This window comes from Paenibacillus sp. 32352, assembly GCF_002042965.1.
In the GTDB taxonomy this organism is placed as follows: domain Bacteria; phylum Bacillota; class Bacilli; order Paenibacillales; family NBRC-103111; genus Paenibacillus_S; species Paenibacillus_S vulneris.
Window position 1 is genome coordinate 919,518 of the sequence record NZ_MZNT01000001.1, and the last position, 23,963, is coordinate 943,480.

Genomic DNA, 23,963 nt, shown 5'->3' on the forward strand with positions numbered 1-23,963 from the left:
TGTCAGTTCGGTAAGAGGCTTTACGTGAACCTATCATGAGAAAAAGGAATGAGATCCCGTGAAAAGAACATCAACCAAGCTCGTACGCATGGCTACGGTCACTGCGCTGATCGCTGGTCTTCTTCAGCCTATTGCGGCCCTTCCGCACGCTCAAGCGGCGGATACCGGCAGGAAATCGCTCGATGTCCGCAAAACGTTAACCGCTCCTGTTATCGACGGCAAGCTGGATGAAAGCTTGTGGAAAGTCGATCAACCGCTGGCCGTCCAGGTCGGACAAGGCACGTTTAAGGACGCCAAATTCGGGCTGCTGTGGGACAACCAGTACTTATATATCGGTGTGAAATCGGATGATGACAGCTTGATACATAACGGAACCGGCAATTGGTTCGAGCAGGATAACATCAATGTGTTCCTTGATCCTACGCTGCATCAATCCGCTCCTTATCAGAATGACGACATGCAGGTCGGCCTTGTATACCAGCCTAATTCAAGCACGCCGGAATTTCATTTCGGTGCGGCGCTGAATGGACACAGCGGGAAGGACGAGAAGAAAATATTACGAGCCATCAGCCAATCGCCTGCGGGTTGGTCTACGGAAGTGGCGATACCGTGGGATATGCTAAATTTCGATCCTAATTTGAAAAAACAGCTGGGGATGGAGATCGGAGTGACGGATAGATACGGTACAGCTGCAGCGGAACAACGGTCAAGCTACTGGAGCGCTTACCAATCCTCCTCCTTTTGGAACGATACATCCGGATACGGCATCTTGAACCTCGTGGAAGCGAACCCGGTATCCGGGACGGTCAATCCGGTGCTGCTGCAGGAAAATTTCGATGGTGTGCCAGCCGGGCAAATCCCGGCGAACTGGATTTCCGATGTGAATGCGGGAAGTCCGGAGTTCTCGGTAGTCAAGGATACGTATGGTGATGGAAGAATGACTTTCAATGGCAGCTCGTCCGGCAAGCAGAGCCGGATTACAGCTCCAGTGCAATGGGACAATTATGCCATCGAAGCGGATATGCGGTTTGAGGCCGTAGTGAACGATGCCAGATGGGCGTCGATTATGTTCCGCGTGCCTGCAAACGGTAAAAATCCGTACGACCAGATGGCGATTCGCCGCAACGGCACCTATGAGCTGGCTTATCGGATGCCGGATAACAACTGGGCTTCTCCGACGCCGGTTTCGGGAACGTGGCAGACACTCGCGATGAATACGTATTATACGATGAAGGTGCGCGTGTTCGACAACAATGTAAAAGAATATATTAAAGCCAAGACGGACCCGGCTTATACGCTTTTGATGGATAAGAGCTTTACTACCAACCTGCTGGAGCGCGGGAAGATCGGCTTGCAGGCAGACCAGAGCAAGGTTTCGTTCGACAATGTGAAGGTGACACGAATTACGGCTGACCGGTTGGACGTGACGATGCCGAGTACACTGGAGGCGCTGACAAGCGGACAGACCGTGACAAGCAGTGTATACTACTCCGACGGAATTACGGAGCCGGTTGCAGCCGATCGCGTGAAGCTGTACTCCGGGGATGAGAGCATTATTAAGATCATAAATAATCAGCTGGTGCCGCTCAAGCCAGGCAAAGTAACGATAAAGGCGGTCTATGCCAACGCAGAAGCGAAGCAGGAGATTACTGTGACGCCTTCTCTGACCGGCTTGAAGACAGTTGCCTTGAAGCATGACGAAGGTTATTTGCTGGCAGTCACCCATCAGCCTCTCGATTTGAGCAAGGTGACGCTAAAAGCCGAGTATAACGATTTGACGACGGGCACAACAACCGGAGATCAATTGAGCTGGACCTCGAGCAGCCCGGATGCTGCCGTATCCGGCGGGCAGCTTATCATCAACAAGAAAGGGATTTATACGATCACCGGAACGAAGGATAATGCAGCAGTCTCGCTGGTCGTCGTAGCCAAAGACGCGGCAGATGCGGAGTATGTGCTGTATGAGGAAAACTTCGACGCTTTGCCTGACGGAACCTTGCCTCCCGGCTGGACAAGAAAGGAAGGAGCGACACCGTCGGCAGCGGCTGTAATGAACGGGGCGTTCGAAATCAATGCAGCAGCCTCACCGGATAACCCCTCCCGGGTGCTGCTCCCTTCCTATTTGGGCTTATTCGGAAACTATAAGATTGAAGCCGATGTTACCCATTTGGCGGCTAACGATACGGCAAGATGGCATTCCCTGATGTTCCGAATTCAAAATCACGATTACCCTTATTACCAAATGGCGGTAAGAAAAGATGCGACCGCAGCCAATGGCGTCGAATTTGCGGAGAGAACACCGGCTAACGCTTGGAACGTCATCGATCGGGCTTCCAATACGGAAGCGATTGATTCGGCCAAAATGTATTACTATACGGTGAAAGCTTACGGCAGCAGGGTTCAGGAATCGATTAATAATAAGGTCATTATCGATACAGATGCGGCCACTGCCTATGCGAAAGGCGAAATCGGTTTGCAGTCCAACGGAAGTACAATGAGACTCGACAATCTGCGCGTCACGCTGCAGCAGGATGCACTTCCGCCGCTTCCGAACGGACATTTCGCGGATGTGCAGGAGCCTGACACGAAGATCGCTATGGCGGCTTCCATTGTAACGGACATTCAAAGCACCGATGATTTGGTGAAGCTGAATCAGCCGATGCTTCCATCCACTGTCATTTTCCATGTGGCGGAAGGGTTGAAGGTAACCGACAACTCCGGTCAAAAGACGATTGGCAGCCTGGACACGCTTCTTAGCGCGATTGACGGGCGTATGATTCCTGCTTTTTATGTAACGGATGCCGCAACCGTGGATCAATTGACGGCATTTTTGGCGGATCAAGGCTGGGAGGATGCGGATATCATTTCCGATCAAGCAGCACTGATTCAAAGGGCGCGGACGGCTTACCCGAGTATCAGGGGCATTCTCGATTTCAGTGCCAACGATAAGCTGACGAAAGCGGAGCTGCTGGATATCCGCAGTCAAACGGCTGCAGCCCAAGCCAGAATCGCGATATTGCCGCAAAAGCTGGCTTCGAGAGATAACGTCGCTTATTTGCAGCAGCGGATGATTACGGTTTGGACCAAAGCAGGAACGACGGCTTCGGAGTCGGAATCCACAGTCCAAATGCATCAAATGATTACGTCCGGCGTCAACGGCATTGTGACCGCTGCACCGGAAGCGGCTTGGAAAGCGCTCAAGGTGTATTCCAATAACACGACGCTGATCCGCAAACCCTACATCGTAGCTCACCGGGGAATGCCTGCGAACTCTCCTGAAAATACAATCGAGAGCAATCGGGAGGGCTTAAAAGCCGGCGCTGAATTTATTGAGAATGATATGTACATTTCCAAGGATGGACATATTGTAATCCTGCATGACGGGTCATTGGAAAGGACGACGAACGGTACTGGAAACATTGAAAATTATACACTGGCGGAGCTGAAACAGCTTAATGCCAACAAGCCGTATCCCGCCGGGTATCCGGATGTCAAAATACCTACGCTGGATGAGCAGATTGATCTGGCTAATGAATACGGCGCGATGGTGATGGCTGAAATCAAGACAGCAACACCGGCGGCGGTCGACGCTTATGTTAAGCTGTTGAAAGATAAAAATGCCGTTGGGATCGTCAATACGATGTCATTTGACCTGAATCAGCTGAAGCGGATGTCGGCGCTGATGCCGGAAATGCCGCTTGGCTTGCTCGGCGGCGGCTATGCGAATGAGACGAACGTAAAGAAATCGCTTCGTGAGACATTAAAGGCGCTTCAAGGCATTAATGCTTCGTACAACCCTGGTTACGGAGAGATAGGACCTAACTTTATGGAGGCTTCAAAACACCGGGGACTCGTCATTTCTCCCTGGACCTTCAACAAGAAGAGTGACTTTATTAAATTTATGAAAATGGGTGCTTTCGGCATCACAACGGATTACTCCCTATGGGCATCCGATTGGGCAGCATCCATTCGTCCCGAGAAGGACAAATATGAGCTTGCGGCAGACGGAAGTGTAGATGTATCCGCTATAGTGAAATCTTACAAAGGAACAGAAACGAACGTGAAGCCTGCCGTGATTGTGATCGAAGGACAAGATACAGTCGAAGTGAACGGATCGAATGTGATTGCCAGGAAAGCAGGGACAGCCCATGTGCTATTGAGATACACGGCTTCGCTGGATGAAAGCAACGTTTACGATATTTATACGCAGCCTATCACAATTCAAGTGGCAGGCGGCAACACTGGAGGCGGTGATAGTGGCAACACCGGAGGCGGTAACGGTGGCAACACTGGAGGCGGTGACGGTGGCAACAACGGCAGCGGTAATGGTGGCAATACCGGAGGCGGTGACGGCGGCAACACCGGAGGCGGTGACAGTGGCGATTCCGGTAGCGATGATGGTGATTCCGGCAGCAGCACCGGAAGCGGACACAGTCACTCGGGCGGCACAACAACTCCTGGCGGCGACTCGTCTGCATCAACACCTGCCGTTCAGGTTGTGGCAGCTATGGAAGGGACAGCGAACGCAGATGAGCTGAAGCGAGCCTATGGCGCCCACGACAAAGTACAAGTGCAATTTACAGGCCATTCCGTAGAGTTTGCAGCATCAGGGCTTACAAAGGCTGCTCAGGCTGGCGGTAAAACGCTGCAGCTTTCCGGAGAACGGACTTCCTATACAATCCCGCTGTCGGGATTGAAGCTGGATGCTATTGCCCAGCAACTTGGAACCGGGATTGAGAATGTATGGATCCGCTTTACAGCCAATAAGCAGGGAGGAACGGAAGCTGCCGATTTACAGAAGCTATCAGCAGCAGCTGGAGGCAAGCCATTGACGGAAGCGGTACGCTTTGATGTGGAAGCTGCTACTAAGGAAGGGAAATCGGTGGCGATTGCTATGAATACCCAAACGGCAGTAAAAGAGATCAAACTGGATCAAGCCGTTGTTCCAGGCAATGCGACCGTCGTGCAGTTGGTACCGGGAAGCCATCAACTGCGGTTTGTTCCGGCTGTGTTCACGATGAAAGACGGTCAAATGACAGCTATGTTGAAAGGCGGCAGAGACCAAGCTGCGTTTATGATTATCGAGAATCATAAGGCATTCTCCGATTTGGACAAGCATTGGGCGAAGAATGACATCGAACTGTTAGCCAATAAGCTTGTTGTGGATGGTGTCGACGAGAAACGCTTTGACGCAGACCGTCACATTACCCGTGCGGAGTTTGCGACACTGCTGGTAAGGGCGCTGGGGCTTGACGCAGCTGCAGCAACGAACAAGTCCGGCTTTAGCGACGTGGCGGCGAACGATTGGTATGCGGAAGCAGTTGAAGCGGCTGCAACCGCAGGCTTGCTTGGCGGATACGAGGACGGAACGTTCCGTCCAAACCGTGAAATTACGCGGGAGGAGCAAGCGGCCATGATGGTCCGCGCGCTTCGCAACGTGGGGCTCGAGACTGGAATGACCCAAGCGAAGCAGCAGGAAATGCTGGCGGCGTTCAAGGATGCCGGACAGATCGGCTGGGCCAAGGCCGACGTGGCTGCGGCGCTGCAGGCCGGATTAATGAACGGCATGACATCCGATACGATCGATCCGCAAAGCTTTGCAACTCGGGCACAATCGGCTGTGCTATTGAAACGCTTCTTGGGCAAGGCAGGCTTTATCAATTAATGGAATGCAGATGCTGAAGTCGGGGCTGCACTTTTACAAATCCTTCACTTTCCCTTGATTTTGCGATAACAGTGGTCGTTTATACTTATAGTGTAAGCAAGAAGCAAGATGAATAGATGCAAGGGTACGAGACGAGGAGAAAACCCTTTATGCACCGGATGAGAGCTGTACAGGCCAATACTGGCTTGGACGAGGATTATTCGGTGGATAGGGGGTTTTTTGTGTTGTCTTCTAGGGAGGGGGCTGCATGAAACTTGCCGGATGTGAACGAATTTGACGGCTATTTTTTTGACTTGGACGGAACGATTCTGCTAGGGGAGCAGCTGCTTCCCGGTGTTCCGGAAACATTGGGGGCGCTTCGTGCAGCCGGCAAACAGGTTTTGTTCTTGACGAATACGACAACCCGGACGCGGGCTGAATGCAGCCTTCGGCTTCAGAGGCTCGGGCTTGCGGCGGAAGTCGGCGAGATTATGACGGCTGCTTATGCCTCAGCGCTTTACTTGCGCGATCAAGGAAGGCGTACAACAGTATTCGTAGTCGGTGAGAGTGCTCTTACGAAAGAACTGGAAGCCCAGCAGATTCGGGTTACCGCAGACCCGTTGAAGGCGACTCATGTGCTTGTTGGTATGGACATGCATTTTCATTATGACAAGCTGCATCAGGCTATGAAAGCTGTGCGCAACGGAGCGGAGCTCATTGCAACCAATCCGGACCCGTTCTGTCCGATCGACGGGGATGAAATCCCGGATACATGGCCCCTTGTGAAGGCGATTGAAGCGGCGAGCTGTACGGCTTCGGTTGTCATTCTCGGCAAGCCGTCGCCTCATTACGGCGCCATGGTGCTGGAGCGGAGCGGATTGTCCGCAGAACGGTGCTTAATGGTCGGCGACCGTCTGGAGACCGATATTATGTTCGGGGTTACCAACGGTATGCGAACCGCCCTAGTGCTGACGGGTGTCACCGATAAGGCGCAGCTGCGCCAGTTTCAGGTACAGCCGGACTACGTATGGGATGCGCTGAGTGACCTGTTATTGCTCAAGCGTTAAGTGAAAATGAGATCGATATTTAACCCTGTCTTCACACAGTCCTAATCACATGTTTACACTTGTCCGTTACAGTGGGAATAGACAAAAGTGAAGCGGGGCTTATGCATGCACCTAATTCATTGTATAAGGAGAGATACCATGAGTTCCATGATGAAGAAAATGATTAGCCTCGCGCTTTGCTGCTCTACCTTGGCGGCTTGCGGGCAAACAGGCACAACTTCCAAGCAGGCAGCGCCACCGGCAGCGTCAACCGCGCCTGCTAGTGAAACGAAAGCAGACGAAAAAGTCGAGCTGACCTTCTATTACCCTATCGCGGTAGGCGGTCCATTGACGGCAACCATTGAGTCGATGGCGCAAGAGTTCACGAAGCAAAATCCGAATATTACCGTGAAGCCGGTATATACAGGCAGCTATGCAGATACTGCAGTGAAAACACAAGCGGGCGTACAAGGCAAAAACCCGCCAGATGTTGCAGTGCTGCAATCGACGGAGCTGTTCAGCCTGTTGGACATGAACGCGGTAATTCCGCTGGACGATTACATAGCCAAAGAGGGCGGGGACAAGTATTTGTCCGATTTTTACCCGGCATTTATGGCGAATTCCCAAACCGGCGGCAAAACCTACAGCATTCCGTTCCAGCGCAGCACCATCGTGCTTTACTATAACAAGGATATGTTCAAGCAGGCGGGTCTCGACCCGGAGAAGGCGCCTCAGACATGGGCGGAAATGAAGGAATACGCTCAAAAGCTGACCAAGAACGGCACCTGGGGACTGGAAATTCCGGTGACAGGCTATGGCTACTGGATGCTTCAAACCTTCGCCCTGCAAAGCGGCAAAAACCTGATGACCGAGGATGGCAAAAAGGTCATGTTCAACACACCTGAGAACGTTGCTGGCTTGAAGTATTGGTACGATTTGTCCCATAAGGGCAAAGTGATGCCGGAGGGAGTAACCGATTGGGGAACAGTGCCTTCCGACTTCCTGGAAGGGAAAACGGCTATGATGTACCATACGACGGGTAACCTGTCCAATGTGAAAAAGAACGCCAAATTCAATTTCGGCGTCAGCTTCTTGCCGAAAAATACAAGCTTCGGCAGCCCGACAGGCGGCGGCAACTTCTACATCTTCAAGGACATCGACAAGAAGAAGCAGGATGCAGCCTGGAAATTCGTCAAGTTCATGACCGAGACCGAGCGTGCGGCGCAATGGAGTATTGACACCGGTTATGTTGCAGTAAAGAAATCCGCATACGATACGGACCGTATGAAAAAGTACGCGGCTGACTTCCCTGCGGCACTTGTTGCCCGTGACCAGCTGCAATATTCTGCGGCCGAGCTGTCCACACACAACAACGGGAAAGTAATGAAGACGCTGAATGACCAGGTGCAGGCAGCGCTGACCGGTGCGGCGACGCCGGAGGAAGCGTTGAAGAAGGCTCAGGAGGAAGCGGACAAAGCGCTAGCTCCGTTCAACAAATAACATTCGGAATGGGTTCCGCTGCATGGGGCTAAGCCTTTCGGCTCATACTTGCGCTTTGCGGCGGCAGCCCATTTTCTTTTCACAGCTCGACAAATCACTTATCGATGGATCGCTTTACTGAAGGAGGTTCCTGTATGGGCGCTACGGCGTTAAAGAAACATTGGAGAACAAACGCCTTTGCTTGGCTGCTGCTGCTGCCTTCGCTCTTATTTTTGTTCCTATTCACGTTTTACCCGATGGCCAAAACGATCAAGCTGAGCTTGTACCAAGCGGATTTGGCCACTCCGGTCCCGATGTTTATCGGGCTGGACAACTACAAGCACTTGGCTGAGGATGAGATCTTCTGGAAAGTAATGAGCAATAACCTGTGGTTTGCCATCGGTACGGTACCTACCTCGATAGCGCTAGCCATCGTGATGGCGATTTTCGCCAACAAAGCCATGCGCGGGACCGGTCTCGTGCGCGCCGCCTTTTTTTACCCGACGATGATTCCTATGATTGCTGTAGCGAACATTTGGCTATTTATTTATACACCGCAATACGGGCTCTTAAGCCGGTTGATGAAAATGATCAGTGTCGGGGAGCTGCAATTGCTTGGCTCGTCTCAGCTTGTGATGTGGGCGATGGTCATTATGGTTATTTGGAAGGAAGCGGGTTATTTTATGATTTTTTATTTGGCAGGGCTGCAAAATATTTCGCCGGACCTGTATGAATCCGCACAAGTTGACGGGGTATCGCGATGGACGATTTTTCGCAAAATCACGTTCCCTCTGCTCATGCCAACCACCTTGTTCGTCACCATTGTGGCGCTGACCAATTCGTTCAAGCTGGTCGATCACATTATGATCATGACCAAGGGCGGGCCGAACAACGCGAGCAACCTGCTGCTGTACTATATCTACGAAACGGCGTTCAGCTTCTGGGATCAAGGGATGGCTTCGACCTTGACGGTCGTCATGATCGCGGTGCTGCTGTTGTTCGCAGCGTTGAACTTTTTCGGACTGGACAAAAAGATACACTATCATTGAAGAAGAAAGACAGGCGATACCATGCGGTATAATAAGATAACCTGGGGCCGGGGGCTCCTCTTCCTATTCGCGCTGCTGTGGCTCGTGCCGCTGGTTTGGATGCTCCAAACGGCATTCCGGCCGAAGCAGATTGCGCTGAGTCCGGGTTTTTCCCTTGAATTTACTTTGCAAAACTTCGCGACAGTGTGGTCGGCTGCGCCGTTCGCACAGTATTATTTCAATACGGTCTTGATTGTAGTGGGTGTCTTTGCAGTTCAGATGGTTACGGCGACCATGGCCGGGTTCGCATTTGCCCGGGTCAGCTTTGCCGGGAAAAATATCATATTTCTTCTGTTCCTCGTTCAATTGATGGTGCCTGCCGATGTACTCATTTTTCCAAACTATACGGTATTAAAGGAATTGTCGCTGCTGGATACGAAGCTGGGCATTATGCTCCCGTATTTCGCCTCGGCCTTCGGCATATTTTTGCTGCGCCAAATGTTCAAGACGATTCCGCCGGAGCTGGATGAGGCCGCTGTAATGGAAGGATTCTCAAAATGGAGAATCATGTGGCAGATTTATTTCCCTCTGGCGCGCCCTTCGTATATAGCGTTCGGGCTTGTCTCCGTGAGCTATCATTGGAATAATTTCCTTTGGCCGCTCATAGTCACCAACTCCGTGGAGAATCGCCCGCTTACGGTGGGGCTTGCCATTTTTGCGCAATCCTATGAGATCGGTGCTCAGTGGACGGAGGTCAGTGCAGCGACACTGTTGGTCATTGCTCCATTAATGGTCGGATTCCTGCTGTTCCAACGTCAGTTCATAAACAGCTTTATCCATTCCGGGATTAAGTAAAGAAGGCACGCAGTTCCCGATTGATAGAAAGAGAGGATAGGATCCATAAGGAGGAGAATCAAATGAAGGAACAAAGCAAATACTCCGTATCTACCTATGCTTTAATTGAGCTGCCTTTGGAAGAGGCAGTGCAGCGCCTGCTGCACGAAGGCTGGACAATGATCGAGATTATGGGTGAAGGACGGCATGCCGAAGTGTTCGACTGGCCGGAGGAACGGCTGGATGCGCTGAAGCGGTTGGGTCAGGACCACAGGGTAATCTGGTCGCTGCATGCGCCTATCACCGGCTTGAATCTAGCCTCCACCAGGGAAGAGGAGGTTCGCACTACCGTCCAAATGCTCGAGCGCAGCCTGGAGGTGGCACACAAGCTGGAATGTACGCATGTTGTCATTCACCCCGGCGAGCTTGCTCCCGAAGAGGGCGGTGTGACGTGGTCCGATACGGAAGCAGCGGCGGCGCGTGCTGCTGCCGTGCTATCCGATGCCTTGCGGATTACCGGGGGCACGGATATCATCATGGCGCTCGAAAATGTGCCTCCTTATCCGGGACTGCTCGGTGCGGATGCAGACTTCTTGCTTCAAGTGCTTCACAAGCTGCCGCCTTCCGGCTTCGGAATTATTTTTGACGTAGGGCATGTGCATTTGACTGGGGCAGGCAAGTGCATGTCTGCGTTGCGGGAGGTATTGCCTTATGTCGTTGGCATACATTGGAGCGACAACAATGGGGAGCATGACGATCACATGAGACTTGGCGCAGGCACAGTGCCATTACGAGAAGTGGTTTATTTACTTCAGGCATCCGATTATACGGGGGCTTGGGTACTCGAGCTTCGGAGCTTACACGATGTGGAAGCTTCGGCAGCGTGGCTTGATGAACACCGGACCATTCCGGCAAACTGAATGGGAAGCCTTAGTTTTGTATGGAGCTCAATCAAATATGAAACTATTATAACGGAGCCGGGGGTTACGTCATCACGCGCAGATCGAGCGAACTCGAGCGCCCATATCGGGGTTCGATTTCGGAACTGGACAAAAGCAGGAAAAATGAGGCTTCCGGTTTTGGAAAGAGTTATTATATAAAGTTAGAAGAAGACAGGCGATCTTGCCCTTCATGCCCTCAAAACATTAAAAGGCGATAATTATATCAAGTAGGATTTAATACAATACGCAGATGAAGGAACTAGATGACTTGGCGAACGTTAAGGGCAGGGGAAATCCTGCTCTTTTTTGTCATTATAGAGTTTATAAGTTTCGGGGTCCCCACAAAGTACTGATTTCAGTTTTGAACCCAAGGCTCTTCTTTGTTGGAGTTACATTCGGGGTTCCTCTCAATTCTGTGGAAGGAAATGGTCTCAGGCTGCAAGTGCTGTCATGCAGATTAACTCTCAAACCGAGTCGCTCTACTATTATACACAGAGACAACCAGACACTTACTTTTTTCGATCATGGGAGATCGCAGGTGGTTCACATGCACCAGTAAGAACAATGCAACTCATAAGACAAAAGACAGACCGTGACGGGTTAACAGACTCTATAAATACTTATTCAGCGATACGATCAAGTGAAGTGAATTGGATATATACAGTCGATGCAGCATTCCAACATATTAATGTATGGATCAACGGAGGTGATCCTCCTCCTCAGATGCAACCGATGGAACTATCCTCGACAAAAACCAGTTATATGAATGACCAATACGGGAACGCAAAAGGAGGAATTCGCCTTCCAGAACTTGAAGTACCGATTGCCCGATATATAGCTGGACCAACAATTGCCCTTGGTGGATACACCATTCCATTTACAGAAGCACAGCTTAAAGAACTTTACCCAACGCATGAGGCATATGTGCAAAAGGTGGAAGCAGCAGCAATTGCAGCTAAAGATGCAGGTGTCATATTGCCATACAGAGTCGAAGAATATGTTAAAGCTGCAGAAGCAGCACCCATTCCTACGTCAATTATGCCAAATCTAAAGTAAAAAGAACTGGCGAATTTTATTAGTATCAAAATAGGGCTAACAAGTGCACTGTACTCGAGGAATATTAATTGGGGATTTTTTATTTGAAAGCACATATGTTTGTGTCGCAGTCTCACGACACAAACATATGTGCTTAACCGTTTTGAGACACAAACATATGCGCATAATCGCGGTAGGCTTTTCGCAGATCGAAAGCAGCGGCTTATTAAGTTTTCGGGATACGATAGCGTGGAGCTTCCACGAGAACAACTCCTCTGTGATAGAAGTCCCCTTTTATTGGAGAAATAAAAATGTTACAATGCATCCGTTAGAAAGTAATAAAAATTACAACAAATGGAGCCGATCTATGGACAATCCTATCCTTCAGTTAAAAAATAAAATTTCCGAACTGACGGAAACGCAGCGCAAGGTGGCCGACTACATTATTAAAAATCCGGTGGACGTCGCTTTCCTGACGGTCGATCAGCTTGCCGGTATCGTTGGAACGAGCACGACGACAATTATGAGATTAGCGTTCAGTCTCGGTTATTCGGGTTATACCGAATTTCAAAAAGGGCTTCAGGAAATTTTGCGGAATCGGGCGGATCCGAATACCCGGCTGGCAGCTAATCTAAAAGACGTAAATAGAAGCGATCTATGGATCCGCTGCGCCGAAAACCATATTAATAACATTCAATCGACCGTGGAAATGGTTTCCGGGGAAACGTTAAGCAAAGCGTTAAGCATGATCGTTTCTGCTGGCCACATCTACTGCACCGGCGTTAGAAGCGGTCTTCCGGTCGCGCAATGCTTAAACTACGGGCTGAATCGGCTGCTTGGCAACTGCGAATTGGTTCATGCGGATCATTTTGAATGGACGGAAAGAGTACACAATTACACCTCATCGGATCTGGTCATCGCCACATCATTCCCCAGATACGCCAGAAAGGTGTTCGAATATGTAAAAACAGCCAGAGAAAACAACGCGCAAGTGATATCGATTACCGACAGCTATTCATCCCCCTTAGCCAAATATTCGGATATTATACTGCCCTGCAATGTGGGCAGCGTCGCATTTCATAATTCAGTGATCGCCCCGATGTTTGTAGCCGATTACATCATAAGCGCAGTCGCCATTAACGTTCCCGAGAAAACAAAACAGCGTCTGGATAAGCTGGATTCAATTCTTAAGGAAACGAATTATCATTTAACTTGAAAATGTTTCTCTGTCGTTCATTCCTTCGGCAGCTTTCGGCAAAACTTATACATGCGCGCGTCAGCGAATTAGGGCCGTCCCTTCACAGCGGGCCTTGTTTCCTGACGTTTTTTCGTTTTGTTCGGCACATCTGAAAAAAGGGTTTACATCAAAAAAAATCAATGTTACTATTACGATGAAGAAAGTAATAAATATTACATCGTTATATTAATGTTGTTATATTTACTACTTTTAAAATTATAGCAGGAAGATGGGGAATCATAAATGACTAGTTTGTATTCCGGGAATAATCCGCCTTTATTGTCTGAAGACATCATCAAACGCGCCAAACTGCTAAATACGACGCTGCTCAGCGATGTAATGGGCTGCGCCGGCGCCATGGATTATGCGATCAAACCCGTCGCTTCCGGGATGAAGGTGTTCGGCACCGCGATGACCGTTAGCTTAAGACCCGGCGACAACCTTTTTCTCCATAAGGCAATTAGCATCGGGCAAAAAGGTTACGTATTGGTTGCGGATGGGAAGGGACATGTTGCAAACGCTTACCTTGGGGAGCTAATGGCCGAAGCAGCAAAGACGTTAGGGCTGGAAGGTATTGTTATAGACGGGGCGGTGCGCGATCGTGAGGCACTTTGTGAATTGAATCTCCCGATTTTTTGCAAAGGCTTCGTTCCTAACGGGCCGCATAAAGACGGACCGGGCACGCTGAATACACCGGTATCGTGCGGCGGAGTTGCCGTGCAGCCTGGCGATTTAATCGTCGGCGATGACGATGGCGTTGTTGTCGTACCGAGAGACATGATTGAAAGCGTGCTGGGCTTGGCCGAGAAAAAAGCGGATTATGAGGAGAAACGCAAGCAAGCGATAAGAAGCGGCAATGTCGAGCCCGCGTGGCTCAAAGCGAAGATGGAACCTTTCGGCTTGTAGTCCGTGGGGCAGCAGCCAGAAGGAAATCAATTGAAAGGATAAGTGAAAGGATAAGTGAACATGCAACTGGGATTTATCGGCTTTGGAGAAGCTGCTTTTGAAATGTCGTCAGGACTAAAAGAGCAAGGTTTTGGAAAAATTATTGCATATGACCCGCTGTGGAATCATCCTGTATTCGGCTCGCTTGTAAAAGAGAGGGCGTTTAAAGCTGAAGTGGAACTAAAGACCGAATCGGAGGGGGTCTTGGACCAGGCAGACATTCTCATCGTCGCCGTACCCGCGGACAAAGCATATGAAGTGAGCGATACATTAAAACCGCATTTAAAAAAGGGTTGCATTTATGTTGATGTATCCGCTTCCAATCCTGATGTCAAAAACAAAATAAGCGGCAACGTCAAAGAGAAGGAAGTTTGCTTTGTCGATGCGGCCATGATGGGGCCTTTGCCGGTTTACAGGCATAAAGTTCCCATCCTTGCAAGCGGTGACGGAACGGACGCTCTGATCCGGCACATGTCGTCTTACGGAATGGAAATTAGCAAAGTTAGTGAAAATCCCGGGGACGCCTCCGCGGTAAAATTAATCCGCAGCATTTACATGAAAGGCACCGCGGCTCTTTTGATTGAAATGCTGGAAGCAGCCCATCGTTTCCAGGTCGAGGACTTGGTAGTTGGCTCGATCGGCGAAACGATGGACGGCAAAAGCTTTGAGCAAAGCATGAACCGGCTGGTGACGGGAACCTCGATCCACGCCGTAAGAAGAGCGGCCGAACTCGAAGGCTCTATCCAGATGCTGAAGGCAGCCGGGTTGGATTCGTTAATGTCGCAAGCGGCAAGGGATAAACTGCGCTTGCTCTCCGACTTTAACCTGAAGGAAAAATTCGAGGGCAAAACACCGGCGAAATGGCTGGATGTCATTACGGCTATGCAACGGCAATGAGGTAAAAAGTATTTTATAGACGGGAGGAGTATTTTTTTATGAAAAAAATGGCTGCGCTTACAGCAGTTTGCGTTTTGGGATTAGGTACTTTGATTGGCTGTACGGCGAAATCGCCGGTCACCTCCAAAAAAGGTGGCGAGCAGCAGGCGGGCACTCAAGCTAGTACCACGCAGTTGGATTATCCGAAAAAGCCGATCACGTTGATTGTTTCGTTTGCGGCCGGCGGCGGTACCGATCTCGGTGCACGTTTGTTGACTCCTATATTGGAAAAGGAACTGGGGGTTCCTGTCGTTGTAGAAAATAAGCCGGGCGGAGGCGGCTGGATCGGTTATTCCGAGCTGCTTGGGGCGAAGCCCGACGGCTACACGCTTGCATACGTAAATACGCCGGGCCTCATTACCGGTTATGTTAATCCGACGGCGAAGCGCAAAGAAAACTTGGACAGCTTCGATTTTATTATTAACCATGTTCTCGATGCAGGCGTTATCGCCGTCCGCACGGACGACAAACGGTTTTCCAACATCAATGATCTGGTCGAATACGCCAAGAAAAACGAGCTTTCCGCAAGCAGCAACGGTGTCGGCTCAGGGAACCATTTTGCTTCCCTGCAAATGAACAAGCAGCTTGGCACCAAATTGAGAGCGGTTCAATTCGGCGGTACGGCGGAGGCATTGACGAGCGTGCTTGGCAGCCACGTGGACGTGCTTATGGCGAAAGTCGGGGAAGTGGTGGAGCCGATGAAAGAAGGCCAGTTAAAGGTGCTTGCGGTCATGATGCCGAATCGCGTGCCGCAGCTGCCGGATGTGCCGACGTTAAAAGAAGCGGTTGGCGTGAGTATCGACAATTACTCCATTCGCGGCATCGCCGGACCGAAAGGCATGGATCCGCAAATCGTCGCCAAGCTCCAGGACGCGTTTGAGAAAGCGATGAAAAATCCGGAGCACGCCAAGAAGATGAGCGACATGGGATTAAATATCGACACGACCAAAGGTGCAGACTTCAAGCAAATGCTGAAAAAAGAAGAAGCGAGCGTTAACGAATTAAAAAGCTTGCTCGGCTGGTAAGGCGATGGATGCAATTTATATTAAAGGACGTGTCTTCCGTTGAAAAATATAAGCGTTTATATGGCTGTCTTCTTTCTTCTTTTTAGTGGCGTCATGTTCTGGGAATCATTATCGATGAGCTACTACAGTGAGTACGGTCCGGGTCCCGGGCTGCTGCCGCTGTGGGTCAGCGGCTTTATTTTCTTGTTATCGGCGGTATATCTTGTGACAGCGTTTAAGAAGGACATTATTCTTTTTGCCCGTGTATTGCCGAAAGGAGAAGGGCTTGTCAACGTGCTCGTCTGCATGGGATCGCTCGTGCTTTTTATGGTTCTGGTACCGTTGACGGGTTTTTTGATCGGTAGCACCGTCACGTTGTTCATCCTTTTCATGCGCGGCTACAAATGGTATTGGAGCCTAGGATTTTCCGCTTCCGTCGCCTTTATCATATTTTGGGTATTTGGCGTTATGCTGCAAGTACCGCTGCCGGTAAACGATCTTGGTTGGTAGGAGGAGAATGCATCATGGAATCACTTGGGTACTTGCTGAACGGATTTGAAACGGCGTTAACCTGGACCAATCTGCTTTATTGCCTGATCGGCGTCACTTTCGGGATGTTTATCGGGGTATTGCCCGGGCTTGGTCCGACGGCCGGAACGGCGCTGCTGCTGCCGCTGACTTTTGCCTTGGAGCCGGTTTCAGCTATCATTATGCTCGCGGGCATTTATTACGGCTCCATGTACGGCGGGACGATCACCTCAGTGCTGATCAATACGCCGGGCGAAGCCGCTTCCTTAATCACCTGCCTGGACGGGTATCCGCTGGCCAAGCAGGGACGGGCGGGCGCGGCGCTAGGCATCGCAGGCATCGGGTCGTTTATCGGGGGCATTATTTCCATTATTGGTCTGGTGTTAATCGGTCCGTTTCTCGCCAAACAGGCGCTTAAGTTCGGGCCTCCGGAATTTTTTGCGCTTGTCATTTTGGGGCTATCCCTGCTGCTTGGTCTCATGGGAAAATCGCTGCTGAAAGGGTTGATCGGGGCACTTTTCGGTCTTTCGCTAGCGTTTGTCGGCCTGGACCAAAGCTCGGGCATCGTCCGGTTCGGCTTCGGGCAGACAGAGCTGATGAAAGGCATCGATTTTATTTCAATCGCGATGGGGATGTTCGGATTGTCCGAGCTGTTTCTCAGTGCGGAAGCCAGCTTGCGCGGCAAAGCGCCCGAGCCTCCGAAGGTAACAGGGCTGCTTCCTAAAAAGGAAGAATGGGTACCATCCATGAAGGCGATTAGCCGAGGAAGTGTTCTCGGCTTTATTATCGGGTTAATTCCGGGGACCAACTCGGTTATCCCGACAATTTTAAGCTATTCGATGGAAAAAAAGCTGTCGAAAAATCCTTCCCGCTTCGGGAAAGGCGCTTTGGAAGGGGTCGCAGGTCCGGAGACGGCGAACAATTCGTATTGCGGTGGCGCGCTGATTCCGCTGTTCACATTAGGCATCCCGAGCTCCCCGACGATTGCCGTATTACTGGGCGCGTTTATTATGCATGGTCTTACGCCGGGGCCTACGTTGTTCCAGAAAAACCCGGATCTTGTTTGGAGCATTATCGCCAGCATGTTTATCGGCAACGCGATCCTTCTCATTATGAACCTGCCGATGGCCAACCTGTGGGCACGTATTACGATGGTTCCGTTCAAGCTGCTATTCCCAATCATTATCATGATTACGATCGTAGGCACTTACAGCTTGAACAACAGCATGTTTGACGTAGGAGCGATGCTGGTGTTCGGAATTTTAGGCTACCTATTTAAAAAGGCGGAAATTCCGCTGGCGCCAGTTATTTTGACCTTTGTACTCGGAAGCCTGCTGGAGAAAACGTTATTGCAGTCGCTTACCATTTTCCAGGGCAGCTTTTTGGGCTTCTTTACACGGCCGATCTCCGGAACGATTTTAGTGATTGCTGTCCTTTCGCTAGTATTCAGCATTGTTTCTTCGGTAAGAAACAAGCGCATCATTACAGAAGATGTGGAGATGTAGCCTTTCAGCAAAATAAATCCGTTATGTACCGCGTTCTTTGAGCGGCGCCGGGTTCTCGCACACAGGACTTGGCCGCCGCTTTCGATTAACACTTCATTTAGCCGCATGAAAAAGGAAGCCAACAAATGCTATTTTAGTTGCCTTCGGATCGCTTGGCTCCATATTAGGTTTTTTTCCGGGTTTTTGGTCAAACGCATTGTTGTTTATGTTAAGCACTTTTTCCTTGCGGGAGAAGCAGTCTAAATCGGGAGGAGAACAATCGCATGGCAGAACCTACCGGCTTTAAAGTGAACCATGAGAAGCTTGAACAATACGTGAGCGCTCTTTTTCAAGAAGCGGGAATGGATGAAGAACAGGCGGCGATCATCGCGAGGCACCTAGTGTTAGCCAATTTAAGAGGCATCGACTCCCACGGAGTCAGCCGGGTTGATATTTATACGAAAAGGCTGGACTACGGCCTGGAACGAAAAAAGACGGCGGTGCGCATTGTTAAAGAAACCGCGTCCAGCATGCTGATCGATGGCGACAATGGAATGGGCATCGTTTTGGCATCAAAAGGCATCGAGATTGCGGTCGAGAAGGCGAAGGGAACGGGACTTGCGGTCGTCGGGATCAAAAACTCGGGCCATTGCGGAATGCTGGCGGATTACACGCAATATGCGGCACGGCATCAATGTCTAGCTCTCGCCACGACCAATGCGCCCTCGAATATGGCGCCTTGGGGCGGGAAACAGGGCTTTTTCGGCACCAACCCGTTCTCTTACGGCGTGCCGGCTGGAGAAGAACGGGACATTATTTTCGATATGGCGACAAGCGTCGTCGCACGCGGAAAAATAACGTTAGCCCGGAAAAACAAAGAGCAAATTCCGTTAGGCTGGGCAATCACTAAAGAAGGAAAGCCGACAACCGATCCTGACGAAGCTTTGGACGGTCTGGTGCTTCCCGTAGGGGGCCCGAAAGGGTACGGCTTGGCGTTTTTAGTGGACGTTTTATCGGGACTCCTCACCGGCGCGGCATTCGGACCCTATATAGGCAGCTTGTACAAAGATTTGGACCGGAATCAGCGGATCGGCCAGTTCTTTTTTGTCATGAGGGCAGACTTATTTGAACCGTTGGAGGAGTTCAAACGGCGGATCGATCAAATGATTCGCGAAATCAGGCAAATCCCGTTGGCGGAAGGGTTCGAGAAAATTTACATACCGGGGGAGCTTGAGCATGAGAAGGCGGAGGAAAGAAAGATGAGCGGCATCCCGCTAACCGGTTCCGTCCTGCAGGAGCTTGAAGCGGTCGGCAAGCGGTACGGCATCGATTGGCCGCTTTAATAAGTTGAACCACTATGCGGGCCCATTGCATTCCAAACGGGATGGCCTTGCAGCTTCAGACATTTTGTTCCCAAGTTTCTTTGATCATATGGGCCTTCAGCTGGAAGAAACTTGTGAACCAAAATTCGCCTGCAAGACCATTCCCTTTTTCCATTTCATTGGGCTTCTCTCCGATGTTCTTTGGTTCAACTAATATAGATCCTCGATAACGTGTATGCCGTAGCCGGTGCGGCCGGAGGAAATTATGTATTAATCGGGCTCGGCTTGTTGATCAGCATACCGTTAATTATTTGGGGAAGCCAGCTGATAATGGGATTAATGAACCGGTTCCCGATCATCGTTCTGCTCGGTGCTGGGCTGCTCGGTTATACGGCGGGCGAGATGATCGCGGGTGACAGTCTGGTAAACCGGCTGGCGGAAGCTATGTTTCCGCAAATTCATTACATTTTACCGGCCGGCATGGCCCTGGTTATTGTAGTGCTCGGCATCATGAGTAAAAGAGCCGAACACCGGACGGAGAAAGCGGAAGGCACTTTGGAATAATTCGAACAAAGCTCCAGCTGGCCATCAAATAAAACTAAAAAACAATTAACAATTGTATGTGAGCGCCTCAAAAAATCAATGGGAAAAAGGCGGTTAAAAGAAACCAAAAAGTTCAGGAAACCCCGAAGATTGATGAATGACGAATTTCTGAGCCGAAGAGGAGGGGCCATGCGTTATCGCATGGTGGCTGTCGGGTGACAAGTACATTATCTCATTAATTGCCGCGTAAATCGCGGCATTATTATTTTTTGGGATAAAGTTCTTGTCAAAACCAAATTCGCCATTCATATCGATTTTTCATAAATGATCATCGTATTTTTACATTTACAGTCCAGTTTGTCAGGCATATGATTAATTTATCGAGAATGCCTTTTTAAAACATCATCACAAGCTTCAGCGATACTATAACGGGAGGATAAGCATGAGCAGCAGAAAACTAAAAGTAGGTGTGGTCGGCTTGGCTGTAGGGGCAAGTCATGTCAAAGACTACGCTAAAAGTGACACCGTTCAAGAAATTGTGCTGTGCGACGTGAATGAATCAAGACTGCACGAGATCGGCGATAAATATAACATATCCAAAAAATATACGGATTTCGATAAAATGCTGAAGGAGGAAAAGCTGGACGCCATCAGCGTAGCCGTTCCTAATTTTTTGCATATGCCGTTTGCCATTCGGGCGATGGAAGCGGGAGCGCATGTGCTGTGTGAGAAACATGGCGAGAAATGAGGCAGAGGCGAGAAGCATGCTGGAAGCCTCTCAAAAGCACAACAAGAAGCTGATGATCAACTTCAATCAGCGATTTCAACAGGAATGCCAAACGTTAAAATCCGTGATCGACGAAGGCAAACTCGGCGATATCTATTATGTACGTACGGTGTGGCAGCGCAGACGGGGGCTGCCATGGTGGTATCCGCTTTCAAGCGGAAAAGAAATATGCGGCGGCGGGGCCATCATTGATCTCGGCGTCCATGTGCTTGACCGTGCCATGTGGTTTTGCGGGTATCCGGAGCCGGAATGGGTACTGGGAAACACCTTTTGTAAGGTTTCCAAGGACGAGGCCATGCGCAGAGGCATTCCGAATTTCGAGCTTGAAGACATGGGTGTCGCCATGTTCCGTATGACAAACGGAACCATGCTTGAACTAGAAGCATCCTGGGCCAGCAACCGTGAGAAGGAGATCATTACAACGCGGATCTACGGCTCCAAGGGCGGTGCGGTTCTGCATACAACCGTTGGAGAGGGTAATGCGGCCTATAATAAAGTGTTTTTGGAAACCGACGGAGAGATTCATGACATTCCTATAGAAGAGTTAAGGGTTTCCAAGATGCCGAACGTTCGGCAAGCGTTTCTGGATGCCATCGTCAAAGATGAGGAGGTGCCATGTACGCCGCAGCAAGGACTTAGGATTACCCAAATGTTAGATATGGTTTACTACAGCGCTGAAAAAGGTATGCCAATCAGAATTGAATCATGGTCGATGTAAATTAGGATTCAAGTACGGAATTTTCTTGGCGATAAGCCTGTCTTGGATTGAAAAAAACGAGAAAAGTTGTAGATATCGGAAAAACCGCAAGCGTTCGCAATATCCGTGATACTGAGAGTAGACATGCGCAGCAGCGTTTTGGCCGTTTCCAGTCTGCAATGCTGCAAATAGGCGTAGGGCGTAACGCCGCGTTCCTGTTTGAAAATGCGTATAAAGTGATCTGTCGTAAGAGAAAAATGCCGGGCGAGTTCGCTTATATCATATTGCTTCTGGGGATGCTGTTGAAACATGCGGCACAGCTCATCTATTTTTAATGAATAGGCCCCGGCCGATGTTGGCGGTTTATTCTGATATTCCGTAATAAGCGCTTGCAGCCATACTTCCATCTGCGGCAAGTTATTTCTTTCTTCGGCTAAACGAAAGCGATTGAGAAGCTCCAATACGAAATGGTATTGATCAAAATGGCGATGCTCAGGCAGGTCACCTAAGACATCCGGATTCCGCAATGTAAAATCAATATAACGAACGTCAAGACTGGCAGGATCATTCTGATGGGCATTGACCGCCTTCTTATAATCGATAAAGAAAACGTCGCCGACACTTAATTTGTAGCAGTTCTTGCCCAGCATGATCTGGCCGTTTCCGCCCCAAACGCTCCACAAAGTAAACCCTGGATGACAACCGACGGGAACATTCCATTTCCATTCCGGAACGCAGTGCTTCCCGTAATGCATGGAGAGGATATCCATATGCTTCACTCCGGTTATTAGATATCGATTTTTCATAAAAGTCTATTAAATTTTTACATTTATAGCCCAGATTGTCAAGCGTGAAAGAGCTTACATTAAAAGAAGGAGTGATTTGAAATGAGAACTTATCGTTTACAGCAGTTGGCCGATGTTACGGAAGGACATATTTTGAAAGACATTATGCCGGGGGATTACATTTCTCACGGCGGGCTTGCCTTCGAGAAGCCGGGGGCACGCGCTCATACGAATGACGGTCCGGGAGGCATCGACTATCATGTGCACGAAGATTGCGAAGCTTTCTTGATCCTGCAGGGCAGGGGCGAGGTTGAAATCAATAAACAGCACATGTATCCCGTAAAGACGGGAGACGTCGTCATTATTGAGCCGGGAGAGGACCATCATCTCATTTCAAGTGTGGAAGATCCGATTGTCGTCGTCTGGTGTCACGCCGGTCCGTCCCGACATAAAAATCAAATGTAAAGAAGCGGTGAAGGAGCTTGGCTTTGACGATGAACCTATAAAGTTAGGGAGTCCCTCAGGGGACTCCGTTCTTGAACGGGTGAGTGGAATTTCGGACTGGCTTGAAAGCGCTTCATAATGGCCTATTACTGAAATGAATTGAAAGCGAGGTTAAGACATGGACAAAGCCAGAATTATTCAAATCGGTACAGGATTGCATGGACTGCACTGGATCACAACCATCCTCTCAACGGAAGAAGTCGAATTGGCGGCAATCGTGGATGCGAGCACGGACAACTTAGAGAAGGCGCAGCCTCTGCTGGGTGGCCGCGCTGTCCCCGCTTATACGGATTACAATGAGGCGCTTCAGGAGACGAAGGCGGACATCGCGGTGGTGGTCACCCCTCCCGACACGCACAAAAAAATCATGGAGGATATGCTGAATGCGGGACTCCACGTCATTATGGAAAAACCGATTTCCTCGGATTGGAACGAATCCATAGAAATGGCGGATTTCGCCGACAAAAGAAGCAAGTATGTCATGATCAGCCAAAATTACCGCTGGAATCCCGTTGTGCAGGCGGTCAAAGCCGCCGTGGATTCCAATGCTGTCGGCCGTATTGAGGAAGTAGAATGGTTATTCGCTCGCAATCATACGGCATCCAGCTCGTTCGTCGTTTGGCGCAAGCAAATGGAAGAGATGTTTTTGAAAGAAATGTGCGTTCATCATTTCGATTTGATGCGATATCTCTTAGGGACCAATGCGGTATCTGTCTATGCCGAGAGTTCGAGTCCATCCTGGAATTTTCTCGATAGCAACGGAGCCGTTTCCGCCATTATCCGGTTTGAACAGGACGTGATGGTTCACTATTACGGAAGCTTTATCAATCGCGGAACCGATACGCCTTGGCACGGTTATTTCCGTCTGATCGGCAGTGATGGCGCGATCGAATCGTATGACGAACCTCCTGTCATCATAAAACTGGATGGATCCAAAGAGCGTATTCCGCTGCCGGATATGGCCTGCACGGGACTTAAGTATTCGCTGGTCGAGATGCTTCAATCGATACGGGAAGGCCGTAAACCGAGCACCCATATAGGCGATAATCTGCATAGCTGGGAAATGGTGTGCAGGGCGGTCGATTCGATTAAAGCGGAAAGAAGGATCCGATTTTAATCATGATTACCCGATGCCCTGTTTCAACTGAAAACTTACCATACTGAGGGGGAAGAACGATGTTGAA

At 49.9% G+C, this 23,963-nt stretch carries 20 protein-coding genes; 19 read left to right on the plus strand and 1 reads right to left on the minus strand.

Annotated features, from left to right (window positions below):
• Window positions 1-58 precede the first annotated feature (58 nt).
• From B1728_RS03990 to B1728_RS04070, 17 genes are all read left to right on the plus strand, one after another.
• Window positions 59-5,665, plus strand: coding sequence for a glycerophosphodiester phosphodiesterase family protein (locus B1728_RS03990; protein ID WP_256865216.1), 5,607 nt, complete (start codon window positions 59-61; stop codon window positions 5,663-5,665).
• Window positions 5,666-5,928: 263 nt separating this feature from the next.
• Window positions 5,929-6,711: an HAD-IIA family hydrolase gene (locus tag B1728_RS03995; RefSeq protein WP_306293507.1), complete on the plus strand. Its 783-nt coding sequence runs from the start codon at window positions 5,929-5,931 to the stop codon at window positions 6,709-6,711.
• A 138-nt stretch (window positions 6,712-6,849) separates the two neighbouring features.
• Window positions 6,850-8,190: an ABC transporter substrate-binding protein gene (locus B1728_RS04000; RefSeq protein ID WP_079908855.1), complete on the plus strand. Its 1,341-nt coding sequence runs from the start codon at window positions 6,850-6,852 to the stop codon at window positions 8,188-8,190.
• Window positions 8,191-8,324: 134 nt separating this feature from the next.
• The gene (locus tag B1728_RS04005) at window positions 8,325-9,218 is read left to right on the plus strand and encodes a carbohydrate ABC transporter permease (protein ID WP_079908856.1); all 894 of its coding nucleotides are present in this window, start codon (window positions 8,325-8,327) and stop codon (window positions 9,216-9,218) included.
• Between the two features lie 21 nt (window positions 9,219-9,239).
• Window positions 9,240-10,052, plus strand: a complete 813-nt coding sequence (locus B1728_RS04010; protein ID WP_079908857.1) for a carbohydrate ABC transporter permease — start codon at window positions 9,240-9,242, stop codon at window positions 10,050-10,052.
• A gap of 62 nt (window positions 10,053-10,114) precedes the next feature.
• A complete protein-coding gene (locus B1728_RS04015) occupies window positions 10,115-10,951 on the plus strand; it encodes a sugar phosphate isomerase/epimerase family protein (protein ID WP_079908858.1) in 837 nt (278 codons plus the stop codon).
• A gap of 471 nt (window positions 10,952-11,422) precedes the next feature.
• Window positions 11,423-12,028 (plus strand): alpha/beta hydrolase domain-containing protein, encoded by a 606-nt coding sequence (locus B1728_RS04020; protein WP_144027745.1) that lies wholly within the window; start codon window positions 11,423-11,425, stop codon window positions 12,026-12,028.
• Between the two features lie 346 nt (window positions 12,029-12,374).
• Window positions 12,375-13,223, plus strand: a complete 849-nt coding sequence (locus tag B1728_RS04025; protein ID WP_079908986.1) for a MurR/RpiR family transcriptional regulator — start codon at window positions 12,375-12,377, stop codon at window positions 13,221-13,223.
• 264 nt (window positions 13,224-13,487) lie between these two features.
• Window positions 13,488-14,150 (plus strand): RraA family protein, encoded by a 663-nt coding sequence (locus B1728_RS04030; RefSeq protein ID WP_079908860.1) that lies wholly within the window; start codon window positions 13,488-13,490, stop codon window positions 14,148-14,150.
• A 60-nt stretch (window positions 14,151-14,210) separates the two neighbouring features.
• On the plus strand, window positions 14,211-15,086 hold the full coding sequence (locus B1728_RS04035; RefSeq protein WP_079908861.1) for a prephenate dehydrogenase/arogenate dehydrogenase family protein: 876 nt from the start codon (window positions 14,211-14,213) through the stop codon (window positions 15,084-15,086).
• A gap of 38 nt (window positions 15,087-15,124) precedes the next feature.
• Entirely contained in the window at window positions 15,125-16,150 is a 1,026-nt protein-coding gene (locus tag B1728_RS04040) for a tripartite tricarboxylate transporter substrate binding protein (protein WP_079908862.1), read from the plus strand.
• Window positions 16,151-16,210: 60 nt separating this feature from the next.
• Entirely contained in the window at window positions 16,211-16,639 is a 429-nt protein-coding gene (locus B1728_RS04045; protein ID WP_256865229.1) for a tripartite tricarboxylate transporter TctB family protein, read from the plus strand.
• 14 nt (window positions 16,640-16,653) lie between these two features.
• The gene (locus B1728_RS04050) at window positions 16,654-18,162 is read left to right on the plus strand and encodes a tripartite tricarboxylate transporter permease (RefSeq protein WP_079908864.1); all 1,509 of its coding nucleotides are present in this window, start codon (window positions 16,654-16,656) and stop codon (window positions 18,160-18,162) included.
• A 263-nt stretch (window positions 18,163-18,425) separates the two neighbouring features.
• A complete protein-coding gene (locus B1728_RS04055; RefSeq protein WP_079908865.1) occupies window positions 18,426-19,484 on the plus strand; it encodes an Ldh family oxidoreductase in 1,059 nt (352 codons plus the stop codon).
• Between the two features lie 210 nt (window positions 19,485-19,694).
• The gene (locus B1728_RS04060) at window positions 19,695-20,027 is read left to right on the plus strand and encodes a TerC family protein (protein ID WP_256865217.1); all 333 of its coding nucleotides are present in this window, start codon (window positions 19,695-19,697) and stop codon (window positions 20,025-20,027) included.
• 421 nt (window positions 20,028-20,448) lie between these two features.
• Window positions 20,449-20,754: a Gfo/Idh/MocA family protein gene (locus B1728_RS04065; protein WP_079908866.1), complete on the plus strand. Its 306-nt coding sequence runs from the start codon at window positions 20,449-20,451 to the stop codon at window positions 20,752-20,754.
• Window positions 20,741-21,511: a Gfo/Idh/MocA family protein gene (locus B1728_RS04070; RefSeq protein WP_256865230.1), complete on the plus strand. Its 771-nt coding sequence runs from the start codon at window positions 20,741-20,743 to the stop codon at window positions 21,509-21,511. Before B1728_RS04065 ends, B1728_RS04070 begins: the two co-directional genes overlap by 14 nt.
• An 8-nt stretch (window positions 21,512-21,519) precedes the next feature.
• Here the strand turns inward: B1728_RS04070 and B1728_RS04075 are convergent, their stop codons facing one another.
• Entirely contained in the window at window positions 21,520-22,260 is a 741-nt protein-coding gene (locus B1728_RS04075) for a helix-turn-helix transcriptional regulator (protein WP_179135871.1), read from the minus strand.
• A 117-nt stretch (window positions 22,261-22,377) separates the two neighbouring features.
• Here B1728_RS04075 and B1728_RS04080 point away from each other — a divergent pair, with 117 nt between their 5' ends.
• Complete coding sequence (locus tag B1728_RS04080) at window positions 22,378-22,740, plus strand: cupin domain-containing protein (protein WP_079908869.1); 363 nt, start codon at window positions 22,378-22,380, stop codon at window positions 22,738-22,740.
• 157 nt (window positions 22,741-22,897) lie between these two features.
• Complete coding sequence (locus tag B1728_RS04085) at window positions 22,898-23,896, plus strand: Gfo/Idh/MocA family protein (protein ID WP_079908870.1); 999 nt, start codon at window positions 22,898-22,900, stop codon at window positions 23,894-23,896.
• The last annotated feature ends 67 nt before the right edge of the window (window positions 23,897-23,963 follow it).